Raw genomic sequence first — 24,330 nt, 5'->3', positions numbered from 1 at the left:
ATCTGGCCGGGCGCAACGTCACCCTCGCGTCCACCGGCCGCATAGAGGCGCGCGCTGACGGCGGCGCTTCCGGGCGCGTCACGCTGGCGGCCGATGAAGNTCCGGGCGCGTCACGCTGGCGGCCGATGAAGGCCGGGCGGTGCTGGCTCCCGGCGCCTCGATCGAGCTTGGCGGCGGCCGCGAAGGCGGCGGCCGGCTGATCGTGCGCGCGGACCGGACGGCCGGCGTCGAGCTTTCGGCCACCGTCACCGGCGCGCGGCAGAAGCTGCTGGTGGGAAGCCGCGTCTATGACGCCGCGACGGTGGACGCCGCGCTGGTCGACGCCTTCGTGGGCGACGCGGGCGCCTGGCTGGCTTCCGGCACGGCGCCCGCCGGCTGGGATCGCGGCGCGGGGGTGATCGTGCGCGCCGGGGGCGACCTGCTGGTCGCCGCCGATGTCGATCTCTCGCGCATTGCGGGCGGCGGGTATTTCGGGCTGGAAGCCGGCGGCGACCTGCGCATCGAAGCCAATGTCTCCGACGGCTTCGCCAGCACCGCGGCAGATGCCGCCCTGGCCGACGGCCAATCCTTCGATATCGGGCTGGAGGCGGGCGGCGATATCGCGCTTGGCGAGTTGATCGAGCGGTTGCCGCCGACCGTCATCGCCGGCGGCCAGCCGCTCGACAGGGCTCGGGCGCTGACGGACATTTTGCCGGTCACGCCCGCCGCCGCCTGGCAGATGCCCTCGTCGATCAGCGCAGCCCAGTCGTCGACTGGCCAATGGTATTACGGGTCGTGGGGCTTTCCCTACAATGTCGTTCCCGCCGGGGTGACGCTGGTTGCGATCAACGGCAATCTTCCGGCCGGATATGTCGTGCCGGCGGATGCCTTCCCGGGCGGCCTGACCTTCCCGGGCGATCTTCCGCCCTTCACCGGCACCGGCCGCATCGTGCGCACCGGCACCGGCGATATCGCCGTGCGGGCCGGGCGCGACCTGAAGCTTGGCAATGAATCGGTGACCTACACCGCGGGCCGCCGCACGGCGGCGGCCCCGGGCTTCGACACCAGCGCCTATGTCGATCGCAAGGTCAACGACAGCGACCGGGTGCTGGGCGAGTTCCCGACGCTGGGCGGCAACGTCTCCCTGAAGGCGGGGCGCGACATCGTGTCGCCGCTGGTCGCCCAATCGCCGTCCGCCTGGCTGTTCCGCCATGGCGCCGCCGACTGGACGGGCGACCCGCGCAACAGCATCCTGCGCGAACAGACGAGCTGGTCGATCGTCTATCGCAACTTCCAGCATGGGGTGGGCGCGCTCGGCGGCGGCAATGTCGATGTCCGGGCGGGGCGGGATGTCGTCGATCTCGCCGTGGCGCTGCCAACGACCGGCCATCTGACGAGCGCCGTCGGCGGCATCGGCAACGCCTCCGATCTGGTGGTGCGCGGCGGCGGCGATCTCGCCCTGCGCGCCGGCGGAGACCTGCGCGGCGGCGCCTTCGTGCTGGGCGGCGGCGATGCGCGCATCGCCGCGGGCGGAGCGATCGGCGAAGGGCAGATCGCCGACATCGTCGTCCAGAACTATTTTGCCACCAACCCCGGCACCCAGAAACGTGGCCATAACCCGCTGTTCGGGCTGATGGACGGCGTGGTGGAATTGCGCGCGGCGCGCGATGTGACGATCGAGGGCGTCTATGACCTGATGATGCAGCCGCAGCTCTGCGAGAATCTGCCCGGAGCCTGCTCCACGGGCACGGGCAATACCTCCACCACCGCCACCGGCTCCGCCTTCGTCGGCTACAGCGCGCGGGCGGCGATCTCCGGCCTGTCGGCCGGCGGCGACGTCTCCTATCTCAACAACGCCTGGGCGGCGACCGCGCTGACCCGCGACAACCGCAACGCCGCCTTCCGCATCCGGCCGCCGCAGCCGCCGACGGGGCCGTCCGTCCCGACGGGCTATCTCGCCGTCTCCACCTATGCCCCCGGAACCTTCGAACTGGCGGCGCTGTCCGGCGATATCTCCTTGCCGAACAGCCGCGATATCCGCCTGTCCGCCGCCCCCAGCGGCACGCTGCGACTGCTGGCGGCGGGCGATATCGACCTGCGTATGAACAACCTGGTTCTGGACGACACCGGCACCGCCTATATCCGCAATGCGCTGGCGCCGCTGACGGCACAGGGCGTGACCACCGTGTCCATCCTGCTGGACCCCTGGCGCGACACCAACGCCACGGTCGGCAACAATTTCTATCGCGGTTACGAACTGCTGCATGCCGACGACCCGGAACCGCTGCGCATCGTCGCCCTTGCCGGCTCGATCCGCAACGGCGCCGAAATCTACAGCTCGTGGATACTGACTTCGCCCAAGCCCGTGGACATCTATGCGGGAACCGATCTGCTGCGCCCGATACTGGAAATCACCCATGCGGACGCGGCGGGGATATCCACCGTCCATGCCGGCCGCGACATCATCGTCGACCGCGGCCGGATGACCATCCTGGGCGCCGGGAACCTGTGGGTGGAAGCCGGCCGCAACTGGGATCCGCTCAGCGGCAACGGCAGCGCGGTCCGCAGCCTCGGCAATGCCGCTTCGCTGGCGTCCGACCCCTATAATGCCATACGGACCAACCATGCGCTGGCCGATGTGGGCGCGGACATCAACCTTCTGGCGGGAACCGCGCAAGGCGCGGATCATGCCGGTTTCGCCGCGCTGTATCTGGACCCGGCCAATCTCGCCAACCCGGAATTCGGCCTGTCCCACCCCACCAACCAGGGCAAGGTGGTGCACACCTACGAGAAGGAACTGGAGGACTGGCTGGCCGGGCGCGGCTTCGATGAGGTGACCGCCGACAATCGCCTGGCGCTGTTCGCCAGCCTGCCGGAAACGGCGCGGCGGGATTTCCTGAACGACGTGCTGCTGCAGGAATTGCGGGAGACCGGCATCGACTACAACGACCCCTCCAGCCGGCGCTTCCAGCAATATACCCGCGGCTATTCCGCGCTGCACCTCATGTTCCCGGCCGCGGCCGACCTCGATCGGTCGATGAATCCGCTGGGCGGGGATATCTTCGTCCGCACGGGAATGATCGAAAGCCGCTCGGGCGGCTCGATCGATCTGATCGCGCCTTACGGCCAGATCGCGCTCGGCAATCCGCTGGCGGAATATATCGCGCTCGACAGCGCCGGCGTCCTCACGCGGCGCGGCGGGAACATCTCGCTGCTGGCCAACAACACGATCTCGCTGGATCGCTCGCGGATATTCACCCTGCAGGGCGGCGACGTGCTGATGTGGACGTCGAACGGCGACATCACCGCCGGCATCGGCGCCAAGACCAATGTCAGCAACGTGCCGCTCAGCTTCGTCAGCGATGTGGCAGGGCGCATCGGCATCAATGTGTTCGGCTTGTCGACCGGCGCCGGCATCGGTGTGCTCGACGCCTTCGAGGGGCGCGATCCCGACCGGCGTCCGAGCCGCATGGACCTGCTGGCCTTCTTCGGCGAGGTGAATGCGGGCGACGCCGGCATTCGCGTGGTCGGCGACATCAACATCGCCGCGCTGCGCGTCGTGAACGCCGCCAATATCGAGGTGTCGGGCGACGCCGTCGGCATTCCGCAGGTGCCCGCGGTGAATGTCGGAGCGCTGAATGCCGCCTCGGCCGCGACCAGCGCGATCGTCAACGAGGCGGCCCAGCTTGCCGAACGGTCGCGGCCGCAGGTTCGCACCGAGATCCCGACCATCGTCACGGTCACCTTCGCCGGGTTCGGCGAGTAAGGCAGGCGAAAGCCCTTGCCCCTGGATTGAGAATTCATAGACGTAATGGATATATTTTCCGTCATCCCGGGCTTGACCCAGGATCCCGCTTCTTGCCGACGCTGGCGGGGAAGCTGGACCCCGGGTCAAGCCCGGGGGGACGAAGGGGAAAGCTGGACGCGGAGGCGGCGTGGGTCTCGTCGGGATGGCGGCGCTTTCGCGCGAAGCGCCATCCCGCGGATAGCGAGGCATGCGCGGCCGCACGGCGCCCTTTCGACAGGGTAAAGGCCGTGCGGATGGGCGCCGGATGGACCTTGCCCTGCTGCTTCCCGGGCGACGGGGTGCTGCGCGCCGGTGCCTTGAAGTGCTGGAAAGGGATCAGCTGTAGCGGCTGGGGGACACGCCGAAGGCGCGGCGGAACATGGCGCTGAAGCTGCTGGGGCTGTCATAGCCTACCTCGAACGCCACCTGGGCGATGGGCGTGCCCGAGGCGAGGAGCGCCATCGCTTCCATCAGCCGCGCCTGCTGCCGCCACATGGCGAAGCCGACGCCGGTCTCGCGCTTGAACGAGCGGGTGAAGGTGCGCCGCCCCATGCCGGCCACCCGCGCCCACTCGTCTATGTCGCGCGGGTCGGAGGGGTGCTCCAGCAGGCTGCCGCAGACCCGCAGCAGGCGCGGGTCGCCGGGCATGGAAAGCTCGTGCCGCGTGCCGGGGATGCGGTCGATCTCGTCCAGCAGCAGCGACACGACATGCCCGGCCCGGCCTTCCAGCGGATAGTCGGTGCCCAGCTCCCCCATTTCCAGGATGAGCGCCCGCAGCAGGGCGGAGACTTCGAACACCCGGCTCGGCGCCGCGCCGCCCATGCTGTTCGGAGGCAGATCGTCTGGCCGGAGATACAGTGTGCGGAGCGAGACGGCGCTGCGGCAGCGGACTTCATGATCGACCCCGGACGGAATCCACAAGGCCCGGTTCGGCGGCACGACATAGCTGGCGCGCGCGGTGCGCACCGCCATGATCCCGGTGCAGGCGTAGAGGATCTGCACATGCCGGTGGCGGTGCATCGGGTCGACGAAGCCGGCCGGATATTCGTCGTGAAGCGCCAGCACGGGCCGATCGCTGCCGAGAATGTCGCTGCTGTGCTTCATGGCCTGATTTCGACGATGTGGGGCGCTCTGGGTGGAACGGGCCATTTTTATGCTATTGCAAGATAATTGCAAGAGACTCGCGAAATTGGCCCTGCCGGCCGGAAGTTCGGCCCGAATGGCGTCACGCGGCGCTCGCGCCATGCTATGCGGGCGGGCCTGAAATCCCTTTGACGATGGTGGCCATGCCTGCACTTCCCGAGCCTTCCGCCCCCCGACCCGTCTGGCCGGGCATCGCCGCGCCCGAGGCACCGCGCCTGGACCATGAGATCGTGCAACTGGGGCGGCAGCGGAACGACCCCTATGCCTGGATGAAGTTCATCCCCGAGTCCGGCTCGCGCACGATGGAGGGGCTGCCGCCGAGGCTGCGCGCGCATCTGCAGGCCGAGATGGCTTATGCGGAGGCGATGCTGCGGCCGCTCGCCCCGCTCGCCGCCGATTTCAACGCGCGAATGCACGCGCTGGCGCCGGAAATCGACATTCCGCTGCCGGTCTCGTCGAGGGGGTGGCGCTACAGCTTCCGGATTCCGGCGGGCGGCGCGCATCGAATCTTCACCCGCACTTCGGCCACAGGAGAGGAGCCGCTGCTGTTCGACGAGGCGGCGCGCGCCGAGGGCCATGCCTATTACCGGGCGATCGAGCATCAGCACAGCCCGGACGACCGCTACTTCGCCTGGGCCGAGGATCTGGTGGGCAACGACCGACACCGCATCTGCCGGCTGGACATGCGGACGGGCGAGATCCGCGTCCTCGTGGAGGGCGACGCCTTCGGCTATCGCGGCTTCACCTTCTCGCCGTCCTCCCGCCATCTGTTCTGGATCTGGCGGGACGCGCACAGCCGGCCCACCCGTGTCTACCGCACGCCCGTGGAAGGCGGCGAGGCGGCGCTGGTCTATGAAGAGCAGGATCCGGCGATCTTCCTGCATGTGGCCCGCACCGCCGCCGACAGCTTCGTGGCGCTGACCATGGCCGGGCCGGACATGGCCGAGGTGCGGCTGATCGCCGCCGACGCGGAAGAGGCCGAGCCGATGGTCGTCCGCCCGCGCCGGCGGGGCGTGACCTATGAAGTGAACGAATGGGCCGGAATGCTGCTGCTGCTGACGGACGAAGACGCCGCCATCGACCGCAAGCTGCTGGCGCTGGGGATGAGCGGCTTCGAGGCGCTGGGCGAACTGGTGCCGCACCGCGAAGGCGTGCAGATCGTCGCCATCCTGCCCTTCGCCGAAGCGCTGGTGCGGCTGGAGCGGGTGGACGGCCTGCACCGGCTGGTGCTGATGCAGGCCGACGGCGCCGAGAAGCTGATCGGCTTCGACGACCCCGCTTACGCCATCCAGCTTCTGCCGGCGCAGGAATATGGGGCAGGGCAGGTGCGCATCGTGCATCAGACGCCGGCCAACCCGCCGCGCTGGATCGACATCGAGCTTGCAACCGGCGCCCGCCGCACGGTGGGGCAGGAAAGGCTGCGCGGCTTCGACCCGGAAAATTATGTCGTCGAGCGGCTGGAGGCGAGGGCGCTGGACGGGGCGATGGTGCCGATCACGCTGCTGTCGCGCCGGGACATGGAGAACGCCCCGGCGCCGCTGCTGCTGACGGGCTATGGCGCCTATGGCTTCTCCAGCGAGCCGCTCTTCTCCCTGCCGGCGACCGTGCTGGTGGACGCGGGCTTCCGCTACGCCATCGCCCATGTGCGCGGCGGTTCGGAAAAGGGCCGGCGCTGGTTCCTGGAAGGGCGGCGGATGCGGAAGCGCAATTCCATGACCGACTTCATCGCCTGCGCCCGGCACCTTCAGGAAGCCGGCCTCGCCGCGCCGGGCAAGATCGTGGCGCATGGCGGCTCGGCCGGCGGGCTGCTGGTGTGCGGGGCGATGAACATCGAGCCGTCGATGTGGGCCGGGGTGATCGCGCAGGTGCCCTTCGTCGACATGCTGAACACCATGAGCGACGCCGAACACCCGCTGGTGCCGCTGTTCCGCCCCGACTGGGGCGATCCGCTCTCGGACCCGCAAGCCTATGACTATATCGCCTCCATTTCCCCTTACGAGAATGTCGGCCCCGGCGCTTACCCGCCCTTGCTGTGCACGGCAGGGCTGAAGGACGACCGCGTGCCCTATTGGGAGCCGGGGAAGCTGATCGCCAACATCCGCCATCGCGCGGCCGGCGGCAGCCCGGCCCTGCTGTGGCTCCACCCCGACAGCGGCCACCAGTCGAGCGGGGACCTCGACAGCCGTTTCGCCGAAGTCTCCACTCTCTGGGCCTTCGCCCGGCACTGCGTCGGCGGCGCTACCCCTCCGCCCGCGCCCTGAGGAACGAGCGCACGGCGCAGGTGGCGGAAATCGCCAGCGCCGGGATCGCCGTCAGGGTGATGGCGTTCAGCAGGTGGTTGCCGGTCACCCGGTCAGACAGCGTGCCGGCCAGCAGCGGCCCCGTGGCGCTGAAGATGGAGACGACGAAGCTCCAGATCGCGAAGCTGCGGGCGCGCAGCGTGGCGGGCGTCAGATCCTGCAGCATGGTGGGGACGAGGGCGTTCGCCGTGCAGGTCATGAACATGAAGGCCGCCACCGCCATCAGCGCCTGTTCCAGCGTTGGCGCGGCCAGCAGCAGGAAAGCGAAGGGAATGGCGGCGACGGCGCTCAGCCCCATGATGAGCGGCCGCGCCGCCCGCCCGAAGCGCCGCGACAGCAGCCTGTCCAGGAACCAGGCGATGGGGAGGCAGCCGATGGTCGTCACCAGCACGATCATGCCCATCGCCTGGCCGATCCGCGCGACTTCGGCGTGGAACTCGCGCTCCAGCGCCAGCGTGATCAACTGGTTGAGCGCCTGCACCGCCACCATCAGCGCCCCCGCCACGCCGACGAACAGGCCGACCGCCTGCCAGCGCTGCCGCAGGAACAGCGTCAGCGCGCCGGTCGTCTTCGGGTCCGAACTGACGATGCGCCGCGCTGGGTCCAGCGTGAAGGCGGCGAGCAGCAGCAGCGGCAGGCCGGCGAAGGACAAGAGCAGGAAGCCCTTGCGCCAGGGCTCGATCGGCAGGCCGAACAGCCCGTCGGCCGTGGCGATGATGGCGCCGCCGAAATAGAAGCCGCCGCTGGCGCCCAGCGCCATCAGCGCCGCGAAGCTGAGGTTGGTGGCGACCCGGTGCCGCTCGGGCGCGAGGTCGGGGATCATCGAATAGACGAGCGGGATCATCGCGAATTCGGTGATTCCGGCGGCGGAGCGGCCGAGGAAGAACAGCGGGAAGCTGGGGGCGAGCGCGCTCAGCACCATCATCGCCGTGGAGGCGGCGATCAGGCAGAGGAGCACGCGCTTGCGCGAGAAGCGGTCGGCGAAGCGGGCCAGCGGAATGGCGATGGCGCTGCCCACCAGCACGCCGGCCAGCCCCTGCAGCGCGCCGAGCCAGGAGTCGCTGATTCCGAAGCTCTGCTGGATGGACGAAAGCGACAGCGCCTGCAGGCCCATGTCGCTCATCTGCACGCCGGCGGTGATGCCGAGGCAGGCGACGGTGTAGAGCGCGCGCGGGGACCAGTTTTCCGGCGCGGCGGGCGCGGCATCTGCAAGGGTGGCGTTGCTGGTCATCGAAATCGTTCCTGCTCTGCCGATCCCCGGCCGTCTCGTCAGCCCGGGCCATATTCTGGTTGATTCAGGCCATATCCCGGGCCAGATTGTTGCAACTGATTATCACTTACCTCAGTGGCAGGCGCCAGCCGGGCCGACAAGGGCTGGACGATCAGGGAGTTTGCGCAAATGCCGGTTCTTTGCAGAAATCTGGGCTTCATGGCCGCGCTTCTGGCGGGCGTCGCCCTCGTCGGCCCCGCCGTCGCCCATGCGCAGGAGGCGGAAGCGGCCGCGAGCGACGAGGGTGTGGGGATCGAGACGGTGCGCCAGGACGATGGCGCCATCGTCGTCACCGCCCGCCGCTTCGTGCCGCAAGGCGCCATCACCGCCAGCAAGACCACCGCGCCGCTTATCGAGACTCCGCAGTCGGTGTCGGTCATCTCCCGCGACCAGATCGACCTGCTGAACTTCGTCGACGTGCAGCAGGCGGTCCGCTACACCGCCGGCATCGTCGGCGAGAATTACGGGCCGGACATGCGCTTCGACTTCCTGACGCTGCGCGGCTTCATTCCCGACCAGTATATCGACGGCCTGCGCGCGCCGATCAGCGCCACCATTGCCAATGTCGGCGCCGAGCTCTACGGCTTCGAGGCGGTGGATATCCTGAAGGGGCCGTCGGGCGTGCTCTACGGCACCACGCCACCGGGCGGGATCTACAACCTCACCAGCCGCCGCCCCTCCACCCGCACCGGCGGCGAGGTGCAGGTGAAATATGGCACCGACGATTTCAAGCAGGCCGCCGGCACGGTGACGGGCGAGATCGCGAACGGGCTTTCGGCGCGGCTGACCGGCCTCTACCGCGACCGCGACGGGCAGACCGACCATGTGACGGCGAAGCGCGCCTATGTGGCGCCGGCCGTCAGCTACGAGCTGGGGATGGACACGAAGATCACCGGGCTCGGCTTCTACCAGTGGGACAAGATCGAGGGCGACACCAACGGCTTCCTGCCGGCGCTGGGCGTGCTGTTTCCGAACCCGGTGGGCAGGGTGCCGCGCGGTGTGAACCTGGGCGAGCCGGACTATAATTTCTACCGCCGCCGCCAATGGTCCGCCGGCTATGAGCTGACGCACCGCTTTTCCAGCGCGCTGCGCTTCACGCAGAATCTGCGCTGGAGCGAATATCATGAATATCAGCAGATCATCTATGGCACGGCGCTGGATGCCGACAACCGCACCGTCTATCGCGCCAACTACCCCTATCAGGACGATGTGGCCCAGTTTGCGGTGGACAGCCGGTTCGACGGCAATCTGGAGACCGGAATCGTCGAGCACCGCTTCCTGGTGGGGCTGGACTATCGCAACTACCGGGAGACCGCCGCCTTCGCCTTCGACATGAACGTGCCGACGATCGACCTGTTCAACCCCGTCTACAGCCAGGCGCCGATCGCCGTTCCCGAGCTAAACACCATCTTCAGCGACCAGCGGCTGCGGCAGACCGGCCTTTATGTGCAGGACCAGGCGAAGGTAGGCGATTTCATCCTGACGCTCTCCGCCCGCCACGACTGGACCCGGATCAGCGACTACACCAAGGATCTGGAGAAGAAGCAGAACAAGTTCACCTGGCGCGCCGGCCTCACCTATGTGGACGACGCCAGCGGCATCGCCCCCTATCTGAGCTACGGAACGTCGTTCCAGCCGGTCGTCGGCGCGACGTTCGCGGGCGAGGCCTTCTCCCCCACCAGCGGCCGCCAGTGGGAGGCCGGGGTGAAATATGACGCGCGCGGGCTGGGCGACGACATCCGCCTGTTCGCCACCGCCGCCGTCTTCCATATCCGGCAGTCGAACGTCGTCACCGACGATCCCGATCAGGTGAACCGCCCTGGCGGCAAGGTGCAGACGGGCGAAGTGGAATCGAAGGGCTTCGAGCTGGAGCTGGTGACGCGCATCCGCGAGCAGCTGAGCGTGAACGCCTCCTACAGCTACACCGACGCCCGGATCACCGAAAGCAACATCGTGCTGGAGCAGGACGCGCGCCTGCCGGCGCAGCCGCGCCACAAGGCCTCGCTGTTCGTGGACTACACCAAATCCACGGGAACGCTGGCCGGCGCCGGCGGTGGCCTTGGCATCCGCCATCTCAGCGAAACGCCGGGCAATATCCCCTCCGTCTGGACGCCGGACGTCTATACCAGCCCGGGCGTGACCCTGTTCGACGCCGCCTTGCACTACAGCATTCCGGGCTGGCGCTTCGGGGTGAACGGCAGCAACATCTTCGACAAGCGCTACGCCGGACGCTGCACCGGGCCGATGGGCTGCTTCTTCGGCCAGGCGCGGCAGGTGACGGCAACGGTCACCAAGACCTTCTGACAGCCTTGCCTGGTGACAGCCTTGCCGGGATGACGGCCGCGCCGGGGCGACGGCAGGCGGAAGGGAAGGGCTCAGGCGGGCGCTTTTTCCACCCGCGCGCGGATTTCCGCCAGCAGGCCGCGCTCCATGGCGAACCAGGTGTCGCTCCACGCCTCCTCCGTCACGCCCACCGCCGTGAACTGGCATTCGATCTTCAGATGGCAGGCGTCCGGCCCGGCCGGGGTGACCTTCACCAGCCCGCGATAATCGGTGACGGGAAGCGAGCCCACATCCAGCAGGCTGTAGCGATAGGTGCGGGTCCCGGCGTCGAAAGCGTCCATCCGCTCATGGATCGGCAGGCCTTCGATCGGGTGGATGATCTTCACGATCCCCACCGACGGCTCGTCGCCATGGAATTCGATCCTGCGGAACAGGCCGCCCGAATATTGGTCGAGCTCGGCGACGCCGTGCCAGCCGACATAGCGCCACACCGCGTCCGCCGGGGCCTCGATCCGTTCGGCCAGAATGAGCAGTCCCATCTTGTTCGTCCTTCCTGCCGGTTCAGAAAAGCAATTTGAAGCTGGCGCCGAGCTGGCGCGGCGGCGCGGCGCCGCCGACATCCTCGCCGGTCACCGTGCCAGCGAATTCGACCGGCACGAACTCCAGGTCGTAGCGGCGGTTGAACAGGTTCCGGGCGAAGGCCGTCACCGAGACGTCGCCGATTTCCCAGGTCAGCCGGGCGTTGAACAGCCACACCGGGTTCTGCAGGTCGGCGTTGTTGATCTCCCAATAATAATCGCCGCCCCAGCCGGTCACGTCCATGCGGGAGATCAGGCGGCTGCGGCCGCCCAGTTCCGCCGTATACTGGGCGGCGGCGTTGATGGAATAGCGCGGCACCTGGTTCAGCCGGTTGCCGGTGAAGTCTCCGTTGGCGGCCGTCCCGGCGAACACCGACTGGTCATATTCGTTGATCCTGGTGCTGAGGAAACTGCCGCCGAACGACAGGTCCAGCCCTTCGAGCGGGCGGGCGTTGAGCTCGATCTCGGCGCCGCGCACCGTCGAGCGCGGGATGGGGTTGGCGATGAACTGCGCCGGGCCGGTCGTCAGGTCGAGGCCCGCCACCTGCCGGTCGGAAATGTCGATGAAGAACAGGGCGCCGTTCAGATACAGCCTGTTGTCGGCGAAGGCCGTCTTGAAGCCCAGCTCGTAGCTCCACAGCTCTTCCTTGCGGAATTCCCGGGTGACGACATCGTTCGAGTTGAAGCCGCCGCTGCGGAAGCCCTTGGCCACCGTGGCATAGGCGAGGGTGCCGTCGTCGAAGCTGTAGGCGAGGGAGAATTTCGGCTGCAGCGACCGGTAGGTGGCCTTGAACTGCGTCGGCGCGGTCGGCGTGGGCGGAGTCAGGTCATGCTGCTTGCGCCGGTCGATATCGTAGCGCAGGCCGGCGGTCAGCTCCAGCGCATCCGTCAGCTTGTAGGTGAGCTGGCCGAAGGCGGCATAGGCGCGGTTGCGGTCGCGCGTGGCCAGGCGGGAGGCGGCGATCGGGGCGGGCAGGCCGGTGAGGTCGGGCTGCATATAGACGGTGGTGTCGAGGAAGCGTCTCGTGTCCAGATAGTAGAGCCCCGCCATCCAGCGCAGCGGCCCGCTGTCGTCCGAGGTCAGGCGGAACTCCTGGCTCCAGGCTTCCACATCCAGAAGCTGGGTCGCGGCGACGAGATCGAGCGGCTCCCAGTCCAGCTCCTCGAACAGGTCGGACTTCACTTTGGAATAGGCGGTGATGGATGTCAGCGTCGGCCCGCCCAGATCGACTTCCACCTTGCCGGAGATGTCGGTCAGCTTGCGCTCGGCCCAGCCCAGCAGGTTGCCGATCACCGGCTCGCGCGGGGCATTGGCGGGGCCGGGGCGATACCAGGAGGCGCCGGCTTCCTGATTGTAGTGGCTGCCCCGCAGGTCGACGGTGACGGCGTCGACCGGATTGGCGACCAGGCTGCCGCGCACCGCCCAGACTTCGTTGTAATCGACCTTGGTGTCGAGCGTGCTGTTGTAGATCTGGCCGTCGCGGTTCAGGTAGCTGCCGCCGAGGCGGAAGCCCATCCTTTCCCCGAGCGGGCCGGAAACCGTCGCGCGGGCGCTGAACTCATTCCCCTGCGCATAGCCGGCCTCGGCGCTGCCGCCGAATTCCTCGGCGGGGGGCTTGGTGGTGATGATGATGGCGCCGCCGATGGCGTTGCGGCCGTAGAGAGAGCCTTGCGGGCCTTTCAGCACTTCGATCCGCTCCACGTCGAGCAGGTCCTGTGTGATCTGGTTGGGCGAATTCTGCTGCACGCCGTCCACCACCACCGCGATCGGGGATTCGCCGTTCCTGACCTGGCCGATGCCGCGGATGTTGATGAGAACGACGCCGGGCTGCTGCGCTTCGACCACCCGGAAGCCGGAGACCATCTGCGTCATGTCGGAGATGGATTCGACTCCGGCGCGCTCCAGCGAGGCGGAGGAAAAGGCCTGGATGGTGTCGGGGATTTCGCGGATGCTTTCCGACCATCTGCGCGCCGTCACCACCAGATCCTGCTCGGCGTTCCGGCTGCCGTCGGTTTCCCCGCCACCTGCCGGTTGCGCATGCGCGGGCGCCGTTGCGACCACAAGCGCCATTGCGGTCGACGAAATCCAGATATGATTCACCCCAGCTCTCCCTGACTTGGCGTTTTTTCCGACACCTCCCCTTGCCCGCCTCTGCATCCCCGGAGCTTATGATGCCCTTCGGATGATGCCGCGCAGCAATATGCCGGCAATGACGCCACCGGAAAGTGGAGCGCTCCAGTCAACAAAAAGGGGGAGAGGTTCGCCGGCAGCCGGCTCCTCCCTTTGGTTTAGTGGACGGCAGGCGAGGGCGGCGGCAGCCTTGCCGGAAAATCTGGATCATCCTCCCGGAAACGGCGTTCGCCGCCGGCCGGCAGGGCTACAGGAAAAGGGGAAAGGGATGGGTTTCGTCAGGAACTGCTGGTATGCCGCCGCCTGGGGCAGCGAGTTGCGTGGCGAGCCTTTCCATGCCCGGATCATCGGGGAGCATATCCTGCTGTTCCGCGGCGAGGCCGGCCAGCCGATCGCCCTTTCCGACACCTGCCCCCACCGCTTCGCGCCGCTGCACATGGGAAAGATCGTCGGCGACACGATCGAATGCCCCTATCATGGCCTGCGCTTCAACGCCGAGGGGCGCTGCGCCCACAACCCCTTCGACCCCGGCAAGCGGCTGGGCGCGGCGCGGGTGCGGTCCTATCCGGTCGTGGAGCGCGACCGTTTCATCTGGATCTGGATGGGCGAGCCGGAGCGGGCGGACGAAAGCCTGATCCCGGATTTCCCCTGGCTCAACCAGATCGACATCTACACGATGTCCGGCGAGAAAATCATGCATCAGCCGCTCAACTACAAGCTGATCCTCGACAATCTGATGGACCTGACCCACGGCCAGTTCCTGCACCCGACGACGCTCGGGAATGAATCCATCGCCACGGGCACGCTGCGGACCTGGCAGGAAGGCAATCGCCTCTATTCCAACCGCTGGAACCCCGATGGCGCCGCGCCGACGCTGTTCGTGCTGCCGGCTGTGGTGCAGGCCGGCGACCGGGTGGACTACTGGAACGAGATGCGCTGGGACGCCCCGGGCGCCTATTATCTGGAAGTGGGGGTGACGCTGACGGGGCGCCCGCGCGCGGAGGGGGGCTTTCTGGGCAGCGTGCACATGCTGACTCCGGTCGACGAGGCGAACAGCGTCTACCGCTACCTGCTGTTCCGCACCTTCGCGCCGGGCAACGACGAGGTGACGAAGGCGCTGGAGGCTATCGCCGAGCACGCCTTCCGCAAAGAGGATGAGCCGATGATCGCGGCCGTGCAGGCGCGGATGGCCGGGCGCGATTTCTGGGAGATGCAGCCGCTGATCCTGAAGACCGACCAGGCCGGGATTCTCGTCCGCCGCACGCTGGACCGCTTGCGGGCGGAAGAAGCCTGAAGCGGCGTTTGCCGGCGGGCTGGCCCGCCGGCAAACGCCCGTTCAGGCAAGACGCCCGCGGATGAAGTCGAACACCTGGTTTTCGATCGCCAGCCAGCTTTCCCGCCAGCTTGCGGCGTCTGTATCCACCAGCGTGGCGCTGTGGCCGAACTTCAGGCAGCAGCCGGAACCGGCCGGCGTGACGACCACCACGCCCACATAGTCCGTGAGGGGGAAAGGCCCCGTGTCGATCAGGCGGTAGCGGTAATAATGATCCTCCGCCCGATATTCCTCCAGCCGTTCCACGAACACGCCATTGGCCGTGGAAACACGGCGGAGCGCGCCGGGGCGGATTTCCGGGCCGGCCGGGAAATCGGCCGCCGTGAAGAAGCCGCCCTCCACGAGGCACGGCATGCCGTCCCAACTGACAAACGGCCATATGGCGGCGGCCGGCGCCTCGAAGCGGGCGGCGGTCTCGAACTCGGCCATGGCGGCTAGACCAGCGGGCCGGGGGCGAAGAAGTCCGCCTCCACCCGCCAGCCATCGTCGCAGCGCCGCCAGGTGGCGACATAGCGATACTCCACCTCGTCCCCGCCGCCTTTGGGCGTCAGATAGGAGTTGGAGACTTCATAGGCGAGGTCGGTGCCGGCGCTGATGAAGCGCGGCACCTGCCGGGCCTTCTCGAAGCCGGCGGTGAAGGCTTCGAACAGGCTGGTGATCGCGGCATGGCCAAGGATCGCCGGACCGTCGCCGGCCGAGACCAGCGGCGCCATCGAATCCGGCACATAATAGTCGCGCACCAGCGCGGCGGCGTCGCCGGCGGCGAAATGGCGTTCGAAGATGTCGCTGCGTTCCTTGATGATGCGCTTGATATCGTCGGGCGCGTCGATGGGCATGGCTGTCGCTTTCGCTCGGTTGCAAAGATCAGTTGATGAAGTCGCGCGAAGGGTGCGCGCGCGGGTATTTCTTCATGAAATTGAAATATTTGGCCAACGCCGTGTCGGCCTTCGTCAGATAGCCGACCCGGTGGTGGATCGAATCCAGGATGGGCTTGTCTTCGGCCGCCGTGCGCGCCAGCAGCATCCGGCCATATTCCAGCCGTTCGGCGATGCTCTTGCCGCCTTCCGTCTCCACATTCCGGACCAGCACCGACAGGAACACATGGTGCGTGCCGGGGCGGGGCAGCGAGAAGCCGGCGGCGATCCCCATCCACCAGCCGTCGGTCAGGCCCTGCTGCAGGAAGATGCTGCTGCCGTAGATGCCGGCTTCCCAGGCGAGTTCCTCGTCGTTCTGGTGCCAGGCGTCGATTTTCATGCGGAAGCCCCACTCTTCCCAGTTGATCGCCTCGGAGGGGTCGTTCGCCTTGAAGCGGAAGCCGTGCACCACGGCGATATGCTGGGTGTCGGGCGTGTTGGAGGCGAAGATCCAAGGGTCGCAGGTGTAGAGCTCGGAGACGAACGGGCTGGCGACGAGCTCGTCGTCGGCATATTCGAAATCCGGCAGGTCCCACAATGGCTCGGTGCCGTTGAACACATAGATCATCCCGAAGCGTTCCTGCGCCGGGAAGGTGAAGAGGCAGGCGTCGCGCGGCGGCGGCAGGCCGGCGCCGGTTTTCACGCACATGCCGTTCTCATCATATTCCCAGCGGTGGAAGGCGCATTGCACACGGTTCTCCACCACCGTGCCGACGGAAAGGTCGGCGCCTATGTGCGGGCAATAGGCGCTCTGGATCCGCACCACGCCGTCGGCGCCGCGATAGACGACCACCCGGCCGTCCAGGAAGTCCTTGCCGACGATGGCGCCGACCGGCACTTCCGACGACAGCGCGATCGGGAACCAGGACTGGCTGAAAAGCCCGCCATGCCCTTCGTGCGGCACCTCCGTGCTGGTGACGCGCCTGCGTTCCGCGACCGGAATGGGCTCGCGGGGGTAGATCCTGTCTTTCTCGTCGCTACCGGTTCCGTGCATGGCTTTACCCTCATCGCCTTTGTCGATGGGCAAAACATGAGGTGCGCGGCGAGGCCCAGAAAGCCAACCAAAGGGGGGACGGCCGGCGGGAGGGGGGGAGGCCCGTCGCCGGCCAGTCAGGGTCAGTCCTCCACGGCGGCGGCCGGCGGCCGGCGATAGCTCCGGTCGGTTGCCCGGCCGAGCGGCGCCAGGACATGGCGGTAGAGCCAGGGGACGGCGCGCCGCATCGGCACCGTGGAAAGCGGCAGCAGCGGCAGGCGGCTTGCGGCCGGGTCGCCGCCGGCGGCGATCAGGCGCGCATATTCCCGGCCGGCGGCCGTCGCGGCCCCGATCCCCTGCCCGGAGTAGCCGCCGATCGCGTGCACGCCGGGGGCGAGTTCGCGCAGCGCCGGGATACGCTCGGCGGACAGGGCCACATGCCCCATCCAGAAGCGCGACCATGGAATGGCCGGAAGCCCGGGGTGCAGGCGGTTGAGCTTCGCCTCGACATGCCGGGCGACTGCTCCGGCGGCAAGGTCGTCGGAACGGGGCGGCGGCAGGGAGGCGACGAGGCGGCCTTCGGCATCGGCCATGATCCAAAGCGGATTGGCCTTGTTGCCGTCGGCGATCGGCACCGCCGCCGGCATCAGCCGGCTGACGAGCGCCGGAACCGGCTCCGAGGCGACCACCGCCATCGGCAGGCGATAGCAGGCGCGCGAAAGCCCGGGCCAGAGGCTGTCATTGGCTTCATGGCCCTCCGTCGCGATCAGCACATGCCGGGCCCGGATGCGCCCGGCCGCCGTTTCCAGCCGCCAGCCATCGCCAGCGGGGTGCAGATGAAGCGCCGGCGCGCCGCAGTGAAGCCGGGCGCCGGCAAGCGAAGCGGCATGGGCCAGCCCCCGGGCATAGGCCAGCGGATTGAGCGTTCCCGCTTCTTCGAACATCAGCCCATGGGCGAAGCGGTCGCTGCCCCCGAGGCGCTGCACCTCGGCCGTGCCGGTGAAACGCACGGCGCCGCCGCGCGCGTTCCACGCGGCGGCCAGTTCGCGCGCGGCCCCGGCCTGCGCCGGCTCTCCGGAAGCGACGAGGATTCCGGATTGCCGCATGTCCATCTGCATCCGGTGGCGGCGGACGATTTTCGGCACAAGCCGCGCGGATTCGGCGATCATCGCGTTGAGCGCCCGACCGCGCTCCCCACCCAGCAGCTTCTCGACATCGGCCGGGGTCCGGTCCAGATATTGCGGAAGCCATCCGGCCGCGTTGCGCCCGGAAGCGCCGGCGCCGGGTTCCTCCGCCTCGACCAGCGCCACGTCGCGCCCGTCCATCGCCAGATGCAGCGCCGCCGAGAGCCCGGAGTAGCCGCCGCCGACAATGGCGACTTCCGCGGCGGCCTCATGGAAATGCCCGCCCGCCCGCTCGAAGGGGGGCGCCGTCCGTTGCCACAGGCTGCGTCCCAGCGCCATCGGGTCGAGGTTCGTGCTGCTTCTTGCCATGCGGGCGATGACAAGAGGAGGCGCGGCACCCGCGCCACTCGGCGAAAGGGTGGATAGGCTAGATTATCAGCAACTCCCTCGCCCGGGCGATCGCCTGCGATTTGCTCAGAACGCCCAGCTTCTCATGGATCTTCTTGCGGTGCGTCTTCACCGTGCCTTCGGAAATGACCAGCCGCGTCGCGATTTCCTTGGTCATATAGCCTTCGGCGATCAGCACCATGATTTCCGTTTCGCGCGGGCTCAGCGTGAAATTGGGCGTGACGGCCGCCGGCCCATGCCGGGGGCGACGGTTGAGGATGACGCTGCCGCATTCGCTGGCGTCGGCGCCGCGCAGCACGTCGTTCACGAAGCGCGAGACCGGCACGGGATGCTTCCGGCCGTTGCGCACCGACCAGTCGTAGACCTCCAGTATCGCCGCCCGGTTGGTCACGGCGCGGCGCAGCAGCCCGGCTCTCACCGCAAGCTCCAGCGCCACCAGCATATGCTCGACCGCGGCGTTGTAGCGCCTGACGCTGAAGGCGATCCGCATCGCCAGCAGCCGGAAGGTGAAGCGCAGCCGAACGTCGCTTTCCTCCAGGAAGGCCTTGTTCACGCGCTCCAGATAGGCCGCGGCCTCGGTGGGCCGCCCCAGCTCCACCAGGAAGCGCGCCGTTTCCAGCAGGGCCGGAAGCTGGAAGCGCAGCTCGGCGAACGACATATTCTCCCGGTCGATGAGGTTGCGATAGTCGGCCCGCTCCAGAAGCGCGGTCGCCTCGCGCCACATGCCGGCGCGGGTGTATTCCCGCATCCGCGCGATCAGCAGCAACTGCTCCAGCCGGGGCAGGTTCATGAGGCGCGCGAACTGCTCGCCCTGGCGGAGACAGTCGTCGGCCGCTTCATAGCCGCCTTCCATCCCGGCGATGGAAGCCGCCACCGTGAAGGCCGACGCGCGCAGGGAAAGCCAGCCGCCGATTCCGTTCAGCTCGGGCACGGACTGGTCCAGAAGCGCCCGGGCCATTTCCAGCTCGTTCGCTTCATAATGCAGTTCCGCGCGCAGGATCTGCGTGGTGAGGACTTCATAGCGGCCGAAGTCGCTTTCCGCATGCGCCAGCCGGCAGCCATCCTCGATATAGAGCACGGCCTTGCTGACGGTCTCGCAGGCAAGGGCGACCGCGGCCTGGTGGATCCTGAGGAAGATCGCCACCTTGGTGGAGCCGAGCTCGCGCAGCGCGTTCATGCCGATGTCGCAGACGGTCGCGGCCTCGGAGTATCGGCACAGCTCGATATAGGAGATGGCCAGCAGCGAGGCGACGCTGGCCGCCGTCACCGGGTTGGTGCCGACATATCGCGTCAGCATGTCCTCGAGCGTGGCGATCCGCTCATTGTCGACCGCGCGATCCTCGGTGATGTCGAGGACGGTCTCGATGATGCGGGCGAACACCGCCTCCGTGCCGGCATTCGTTCCCTGGCCGAAATCGGTGAAACCCCGGGTCAGGGTGCGCACCTGCTCGAAGGCCTGCCGCGCTTCCACGATTCGCCCCGTGCGCACCTGCAGATATATCTGGCTGAGGAAGGCCATCGGAAGGCCTGCCGCCTGCTCGACCGGAATCGGCTTTTCGCAGTTCAGGAACGGGCCGTTGCCCAGTTCCGCCAGCAGCGCGCCGGCATCCTCCATGATCCGGGCGGAAAGCACCGGATCGGTCAGTTGCGAGGCGTGGCGGATCGCCTCCACCGCGAAACCGTTCTTCTGGAACCAGGAGGCGGCGAACTTCTGCAGGGAATCGAAGCGCGCCGGATCCAGGCAGCGCAGGCGATGCCGCATGTGCCGGCCGAAGGCGGGGTGGAAGGCCACCCAGCGGCGGGCTTCGTCCAGATAATGCACGAATATGCCGGATCGGACATGATCCTCGATCAGCCGCCAGGTGCAGCGGCAATCCGGCACCCCGGTCAGCGCCTCGGCGGTGAAGCGCTCCAGAACGCTGGCGTCCATCAGCGCCGCCAGTTCCTCCTCGCTCAGCGAGGCGCAGACGACATCGTCGAAATAGCCCGCCATCTCGACCGGTATGGAAGCCTTTCCACGATCGTCGTTCAGCAGCTTGCGCGCCGCCGCCGGGTCCAGCGCCATGAAGCGCAGGCCGGCCGCCCAGCCATCGCAGATCTGGTTGAGCTTCTGGATGTCCCATGGGTGCCATTCCGGGCCCAGCATCTGCATCGCCTCCGCATCCGACAGCCGGAACAGGGCGTGCGGCACGCTCCTGACCAGCCCGCGCAAGCGGCCGTAATGGAACTCGCCTCCGCGCAGATTGTGCACCGAGGCATAGCAGCGGCTGCTGGCCGGCACGTCCAGCAGGAAGCCTTCGATCAGCGCCAGCGCACCGGGATCATGGATGGCTTCCAGCCCGTCCACATAGATGTCGGTGTTTTCCGGCGGGCGCAGATTCGCCTCCATGCCGATCTCTCCGCCGCAAAAGCCGAGGAGAAGCGAATCGCACATGCCTTCGACATCGTCTTCCTGCCGCCCCAGCGAAAGCCACAGGATGCGCCGCCCCTGCGCCTTGCCCAGGGCGAAATGGTCGGCGAGCGCGGTCGTCTTGCCGCAGCCCGGCGGGCCGGTCAGCAGCGTGACCGCCCCTGGCGGCGATTGCATTTCCGCCAGGATGTGCGGGCGTTCGATGTGAAAGGCCTGCCGGCGGGGAGGGCGAAGCTTCGCCGCCGTCGGCGCGGCCTGAAGGCCCGCCGACGGCTGTGAAAGGCTGAGAATCCTCGTCATCGCTTCCCTCCCGCGTAATGTCTGCTCCTACCCCCCCCAAGGATTTGCTGTTTCGGTCAGTCTGGCATCAGGCGGACGGTTCCGCCAGCAGACCGATCACCGTTTCCGCCACCAGCGGCGCCGAAGCGGGGTTCTGCCCCGTCACCACCCGGCCGTCGCTGACGACATGGGCGCCGAACGGCTCGGCTGCGGCGCTGTAGCTCGCGCCCAGTTCCACCAGCCGCGCTTCCGGCAGCACCGGAACCAGCTTGTCGAACCCCGTCAATTCTTCTTCCTTGTTGCTGACGCCCGTCGCCCGGCGTTCGGCCAGAAGCGGATGCCCGTTCGGATCGAGCGCGGTCGTCAGCCCGAGCACCCCATGACAGACGCCGGACACCACACCCTCCTGGCGGTAGACGGCTTCCGCCACGCGGCGAACGTCCGGGTCGGTGGGGAAATCCCAGGCCGCCCCGGCACCGCCTACATAATAGACGGCGTGGAACTGCGCCGGATCGATGTCGGCGAGGGCAGCGGTCGACGCCAGCGCGCCGCTTGCGGCCGGGTCGGACTGGAATCGAACCCCGGCCTCGGTCAGCCAGGGTTGTTCGAGGCTTGCCGGATCAAGGGGCGCCGCACCGCCCGACACGGAAGCGAGGGCGACTTCATGGCCGCTGTCCAGGAAACGGTAGTAGGCGGAGGCCAGTTCCTCCAGCCAGGTGCCGGTCTTCTGGCCGGATGCGCCGAGATCCGAGTGCGATGTGAGAACGAAGAGAACAGATTTTGCCATGCCGACACCCCAATGTGAGAACGCGATGCAGGAGACTATTGCGGCGCCGTCTCCATGGCCTCCCAACCAAAAGGGAGATGGTGAAGCGCGCCGCAGCCTAGGGATGCGTGGTGCGGGTTCTCCGGGCCGATACGGGTGGTTCAGTCTCCGCATGCCTGGATGGGGGGTGCAGGAAGGGCAAACGAGAGCATGTCGAGACACGCGCGCCATTTCGCATCCAAGCGACAGAAGGCAGATCGGAAATCCATGGCGGAAAACGACAGGGCTGATCCGGTTGCAGACGATTGTGCGACGCGCCGATTGTCCGCCTGTATTCGCAGCGACGCGCAATTGACCCCTGCCGCGCGGCGCCTGTTCGAGCATCTCACTCCGGCACGACTCCCGGATCGGGCCTCATCCTGTTGATCTCAGGCGATGCCTTCCTGCCTGAGCGCCTGCTTCACCGCCCGCCGTTCCAGCACCTTGCGCATCAGCCGCCCCCAGTTCGGCCACTCCGCCTCCATGTCGAGGCCGATGCGACGGCCCCAGAGCCAGAACACGACAAGATAGGCATCGACGACAGTGTATCGGCCCGGAACCGCCCAATCACGGCCATCGGACAGGATGTGGTCGATATGGTCATGGGCCGTGCGGATATTCTCCATTCCCCTGGTCTTTACCGCTTCATGGAGCGCGGCGTCGGGCACGAACCGATGGGGACGCCAAAGCTGGCCGTAGCCGATGCCGTGGAGATCGACGGACATCCAGCTCAGCCATTCCAGGCACCGTGCTTCGCCGGCCGGATCGCTGGGCAGTAATCTGGCTTCGGGATTGCGGCGGGCCAGAAACATCAGGATGGCGACCGCTTCGGTCAAAAGGTCCGATGCGCCACCGGAGCCGCCGGGGACGCCTGTCAGCGCCGGCACGCGGCCTTTCGGATTGAGTGCCAGATAGTCCGCCGTCGTCGTGCCCTCGCCATTCCTGGCCGAACGGATTTCGGCCTCATAGGGTTGGCCGATCTCCTCCAGCACGATGTGGACGGCAAGGGAGCAGGCTCCCGGCGAATGGTAAAGACGGTGCATGGACAGCCTCCGTTTCAGGGATGGATGACGTGACCTGGCCAGGGATTGCGACCATCGCCAAGCCACAAGAGCGTATCGAGCCAGAAGCCGGCGGCGTGACTGTCGTGGAACATGCCGAAATGGCCGATCCTGTCGCGGCCGTAGTCTGGCGGCCGAAGCAGGACCGCGCTTCTTGCGGCCCCTGTATAATAGTTAAGCGCGCGGCGGATGGCGGCCGCTGTTCCAAGCTCGTCGTCGGAAACAGCCACCGCCAGGATCGGCGCTGTAACGGCCGACATGCGGTCCAGCGCGCGACTTCTCTCCGCGCGCGGATGGCTGCGCTCGAAACGCGACCTGCGAAAACTCCATTCAAGAGCGACGCCCGCCGGCAGGTCTTCAAGCCAACCCAGCCGGCGGCCGGGGAAATAGCCGCACGCAAATGTCAATGCGGGCATCGCCACATGCCATTTGAGGAACAGGGCAAGCCGGCGATGCGAGGCGTAATCACCCCACCAGGCATATTGCGCACCGACCGTCAGCATTCGGTCAATCCGGTGAGCGCTGGGCGCGAGGCCGGGCAGAAAACCGCCGATACTGTGCCCGACGACGACCAGCTTGCCGCCACGGCCATGATGCTCGGCGAAGCTTATGGCTGCTTCAAAATCCTGCTCGCCCCAGTCGCGCCAGCGATAACCGCAACCGCGCAGGGTCTTAGGCCTCGACGATCCGATGCCCCGATAGTCGTAGGTGAGAACATCGAATCCGTGCTCTGCAAGGAAGCGGGCGTAACGGCCATAATAGCGCGCCGGAACTCCGGTCGCGGGATTCACGATGACTATCCCCATGGGATTGGCGCGCCCGGCACGCCAGAAATGGCCGGAAAGCCGAACTCCGTCCCGGCAGACGATTTCGACCGGTCGTCCTTCCATGGCTGTGGGATGTGAAGACAGGTTTCGCATGCCGATACGATAGATGCAGCGGCCGATTGAGTATATTCACTGGTCGGTATACATTGGGGCATGGCCAGAACCGATGTCCCCACCCGAAAGCGTATCCTCGACGCCGCTGGAAAGCTGTTCCACGCCGATGGCATCCGCGCCGTCAGCGTCGACGCCGTTGCCGAGAAGTCCGGGCTCACCAAGCGGACGCTCTACTATCACTTCCGCAGCAAGGACGATCTGATCGCCGCGTATCTGGAAACGCGCGATCAGCCCAATCTCGCCCTGTTCCAACGCTGGTTCGCAGAAACCGAAGGGACTACGGCCGACAAGGTGCAAGGCATCTTCCGCCAGCTTTCCGCTTCCGCGCGGCATCCGAAATGGAAAGGGTGCGGCTTCCTGCGCACCTCGGTCGAACTCATCCACCTGCCGGGACATCCTGCGATCCTGGCTGGCCGCGCCCACAAGAAGCGGGTCGAGGACTGGCTGTGTTCGGTGTTCGAGGAATCTCGCCTGCCAGAAGACGCCCGCCTGCTGGCGCGCCAGGTCCTGCTGCTGCTGGATGGCGCCTTCGCCGTCGTCCTGCTCCACCGCGACCCAAGCTATATGGACAGTGCCGGCGAGGCGGCAGCGCAACTGATCCGAGACTGACG

At 67.4% G+C, this 24,330-nt stretch carries 17 protein-coding genes; 5 read left to right on the top strand and 12 right to left on the bottom strand.

Going from position 1 to position 24,330, the window contains the following annotated elements:
* Positions 1-139 precede the first annotated feature (139 nt).
* On the top strand, positions 140-3,745 hold the full coding sequence (locus L6Q21_RS16775; protein ID WP_237831902.1) for a filamentous haemagglutinin family protein: 3,606 nt from the start codon (positions 140-142) through the stop codon (positions 3,743-3,745).
* 357 nt (positions 3,746-4,102) lie between these two features.
* On the opposite strand, the gene L6Q21_RS16770 is transcribed toward L6Q21_RS16775, so the two are convergent.
* Positions 4,103-4,870: an AraC family transcriptional regulator gene (locus L6Q21_RS16770; protein ID WP_237831901.1), complete on the bottom strand. Its 768-nt coding sequence runs from the start codon at positions 4,868-4,870 to the stop codon at positions 4,103-4,105.
* 182 nt (positions 4,871-5,052) lie between these two features.
* Between L6Q21_RS16770 and L6Q21_RS16765 the strand changes: the two genes are divergently transcribed.
* Positions 5,053-7,170, top strand: coding sequence for a S9 family peptidase (locus L6Q21_RS16765; protein WP_237831900.1), 2,118 nt, complete (start codon positions 5,053-5,055; stop codon positions 7,168-7,170).
* On the opposite strand, the gene L6Q21_RS16760 is transcribed toward L6Q21_RS16765, so the two are convergent.
* Positions 7,148-8,440, bottom strand: coding sequence for an MFS transporter (locus L6Q21_RS16760; protein ID WP_237831899.1), 1,293 nt, complete (start codon positions 8,438-8,440; stop codon positions 7,148-7,150). The two genes, L6Q21_RS16765 and L6Q21_RS16760, sit on opposite strands and share 23 nt — an antisense overlap.
* A 198-nt stretch (positions 8,441-8,638) precedes the next feature.
* Between L6Q21_RS16760 and L6Q21_RS16755 the strand changes: the two genes are divergently transcribed.
* A complete protein-coding gene (locus L6Q21_RS16755) occupies positions 8,639-10,783 on the top strand; it encodes a TonB-dependent siderophore receptor (protein ID WP_237831898.1) in 2,145 nt (714 codons plus the stop codon).
* Between the two features lie 71 nt (positions 10,784-10,854).
* On the opposite strand, the gene L6Q21_RS16750 is transcribed toward L6Q21_RS16755, so the two are convergent.
* Entirely contained in the window at positions 10,855-11,301 is a 447-nt protein-coding gene (locus L6Q21_RS16750) for an SRPBCC family protein (RefSeq protein WP_237831897.1), read from the bottom strand.
* A 22-nt stretch (positions 11,302-11,323) separates the two neighbouring features.
* Positions 11,324-13,411 (bottom strand): TonB-dependent receptor, encoded by a 2,088-nt coding sequence (locus L6Q21_RS16745; RefSeq protein WP_237831896.1) that lies wholly within the window; start codon positions 13,409-13,411, stop codon positions 11,324-11,326.
* 328 nt (positions 13,412-13,739) lie between these two features.
* On the opposite strand from L6Q21_RS16745, the gene L6Q21_RS16740 reads away from it, so the two are divergent.
* A complete protein-coding gene (locus L6Q21_RS16740) occupies positions 13,740-14,765 on the top strand; it encodes an aromatic ring-hydroxylating dioxygenase subunit alpha (protein WP_237831895.1) in 1,026 nt (341 codons plus the stop codon).
* 42 nt (positions 14,766-14,807) lie between these two features.
* Here the strand turns inward: L6Q21_RS16740 and L6Q21_RS16735 are convergent, their stop codons facing one another.
* The 8 genes from L6Q21_RS16735 to L6Q21_RS16700 form a co-directional block, all read right to left on the bottom strand.
* Positions 14,808-15,233 (bottom strand): SRPBCC family protein, encoded by a 426-nt coding sequence (locus tag L6Q21_RS16735; protein WP_237831894.1) that lies wholly within the window; start codon positions 15,231-15,233, stop codon positions 14,808-14,810.
* A 5-nt stretch (positions 15,234-15,238) separates the two neighbouring features.
* Positions 15,239-15,640: a YybH family protein gene (locus L6Q21_RS16730; RefSeq protein ID WP_237831893.1), complete on the bottom strand. Its 402-nt coding sequence runs from the start codon at positions 15,638-15,640 to the stop codon at positions 15,239-15,241.
* A gap of 28 nt (positions 15,641-15,668) precedes the next feature.
* Positions 15,669-16,712: an aromatic ring-hydroxylating oxygenase subunit alpha gene (locus tag L6Q21_RS16725; RefSeq protein ID WP_237831892.1), complete on the bottom strand. Its 1,044-nt coding sequence runs from the start codon at positions 16,710-16,712 to the stop codon at positions 15,669-15,671.
* A gap of 122 nt (positions 16,713-16,834) precedes the next feature.
* Positions 16,835-18,184: an NAD(P)/FAD-dependent oxidoreductase gene (locus L6Q21_RS16720; RefSeq protein ID WP_237831891.1), complete on the bottom strand. Its 1,350-nt coding sequence runs from the start codon at positions 18,182-18,184 to the stop codon at positions 16,835-16,837.
* A 58-nt stretch (positions 18,185-18,242) separates the two neighbouring features.
* Entirely contained in the window at positions 18,243-20,933 is a 2,691-nt protein-coding gene (locus tag L6Q21_RS16715) for a LuxR C-terminal-related transcriptional regulator (RefSeq protein WP_237831890.1), read from the bottom strand.
* A 67-nt stretch (positions 20,934-21,000) separates the two neighbouring features.
* The gene (locus L6Q21_RS16710; RefSeq protein ID WP_237831889.1) at positions 21,001-21,699 is read right to left on the bottom strand and encodes a type 1 glutamine amidotransferase domain-containing protein; all 699 of its coding nucleotides are present in this window, start codon (positions 21,697-21,699) and stop codon (positions 21,001-21,003) included.
* Positions 21,700-22,106: 407 nt separating this feature from the next.
* Entirely contained in the window at positions 22,107-22,760 is a 654-nt protein-coding gene (locus L6Q21_RS16705; protein ID WP_237831888.1) for a glutathione S-transferase family protein, read from the bottom strand.
* Positions 22,761-22,774: 14 nt separating this feature from the next.
* The gene (locus L6Q21_RS16700; RefSeq protein WP_237831887.1) at positions 22,775-23,584 is read right to left on the bottom strand and encodes an alpha/beta hydrolase family protein; all 810 of its coding nucleotides are present in this window, start codon (positions 23,582-23,584) and stop codon (positions 22,775-22,777) included.
* Positions 23,585-23,758: 174 nt separating this feature from the next.
* Between L6Q21_RS16700 and L6Q21_RS16695 the strand changes: the two genes are divergently transcribed.
* Complete coding sequence (locus L6Q21_RS16695) at positions 23,759-24,328, top strand: TetR/AcrR family transcriptional regulator (protein ID WP_237831886.1); 570 nt, start codon at positions 23,759-23,761, stop codon at positions 24,326-24,328.
* Positions 24,329-24,330 lie beyond the last annotated feature (2 nt).

This window comes from Sandaracinobacteroides sayramensis (genome assembly GCF_022014495.1).
Taxonomy (GTDB): domain Bacteria; phylum Pseudomonadota; class Alphaproteobacteria; order Sphingomonadales; family Sphingomonadaceae; genus Sandaracinobacteroides; species Sandaracinobacteroides sayramense.
Note: the sequence above shows the minus strand (reverse complement) of the source record. Positions and strands in the feature narration are given on the sequence as shown.

Excerpts from the sequence above, each read along its gene's own strand:
- L6Q21_RS16710 (WP_237831889.1), bottom strand. The coding sequence starts at position 21,699 with ATGGCAAAATCTGTTCTCTTCGTTCTCACATCGCACTCGGATCTCGGC.
- L6Q21_RS16715 (WP_237831890.1), bottom strand. The coding sequence starts at position 20,933 with ATGACGAGGATTCTCAGCCTTTCACAGCCGTCGGCGGGCCTTCAGGCC.
- L6Q21_RS16720 (WP_237831891.1), bottom strand. The coding sequence starts at position 18,184 with ATGGCAAGAAGCAGCACGAACCTCGACCCGATGGCGCTGGGACGCAGC.
- L6Q21_RS16745 (WP_237831896.1), bottom strand. The coding sequence starts at position 13,411 with ATGGCGCTTGTGGTCGCAACGGCGCCCGCGCATGCGCAACCGGCAGGT.
- L6Q21_RS16705 (WP_237831888.1), bottom strand. The coding sequence starts at position 22,760 with ATGCACCGTCTTTACCATTCGCCGGGAGCCTGCTCCCTTGCCGTCCAC.
- L6Q21_RS16765 (WP_237831900.1), top strand. The coding sequence starts at position 5,053 with ATGCCTGCACTTCCCGAGCCTTCCGCCCCCCGACCCGTCTGGCCGGGC.
- L6Q21_RS16735 (WP_237831894.1), bottom strand. The coding sequence starts at position 15,233 with ATGGCCGAGTTCGAGACCGCCGCCCGCTTCGAGGCGCCGGCCGCCGCC.
- L6Q21_RS16730 (WP_237831893.1), bottom strand. The coding sequence starts at position 15,640 with ATGCCCATCGACGCGCCCGACGATATCAAGCGCATCATCAAGGAACGC.
- L6Q21_RS16695 (WP_237831886.1), top strand. The coding sequence starts at position 23,759 with ATGGCCAGAACCGATGTCCCCACCCGAAAGCGTATCCTCGACGCCGCT.
- L6Q21_RS16770 (WP_237831901.1), bottom strand. The coding sequence starts at position 4,870 with ATGAAGCACAGCAGCGACATTCTCGGCAGCGATCGGCCCGTGCTGGCG.
- L6Q21_RS16740 (WP_237831895.1), top strand. The coding sequence starts at position 13,740 with ATGGGTTTCGTCAGGAACTGCTGGTATGCCGCCGCCTGGGGCAGCGAG.
- L6Q21_RS16725 (WP_237831892.1), bottom strand. The coding sequence starts at position 16,712 with ATGCACGGAACCGGTAGCGACGAGAAAGACAGGATCTACCCCCGCGAG.
- L6Q21_RS16700 (WP_237831887.1), bottom strand. The coding sequence starts at position 23,584 with ATGGGGATAGTCATCGTGAATCCCGCGACCGGAGTTCCGGCGCGCTAT.
- L6Q21_RS16760 (WP_237831899.1), bottom strand. The coding sequence starts at position 8,440 with ATGACCAGCAACGCCACCCTTGCAGATGCCGCGCCCGCCGCGCCGGAA.
- L6Q21_RS16755 (WP_237831898.1), top strand. The coding sequence starts at position 8,639 with ATGGCCGCGCTTCTGGCGGGCGTCGCCCTCGTCGGCCCCGCCGTCGCC.
- L6Q21_RS16750 (WP_237831897.1), bottom strand. The coding sequence starts at position 11,301 with ATGGGACTGCTCATTCTGGCCGAACGGATCGAGGCCCCGGCGGACGCG.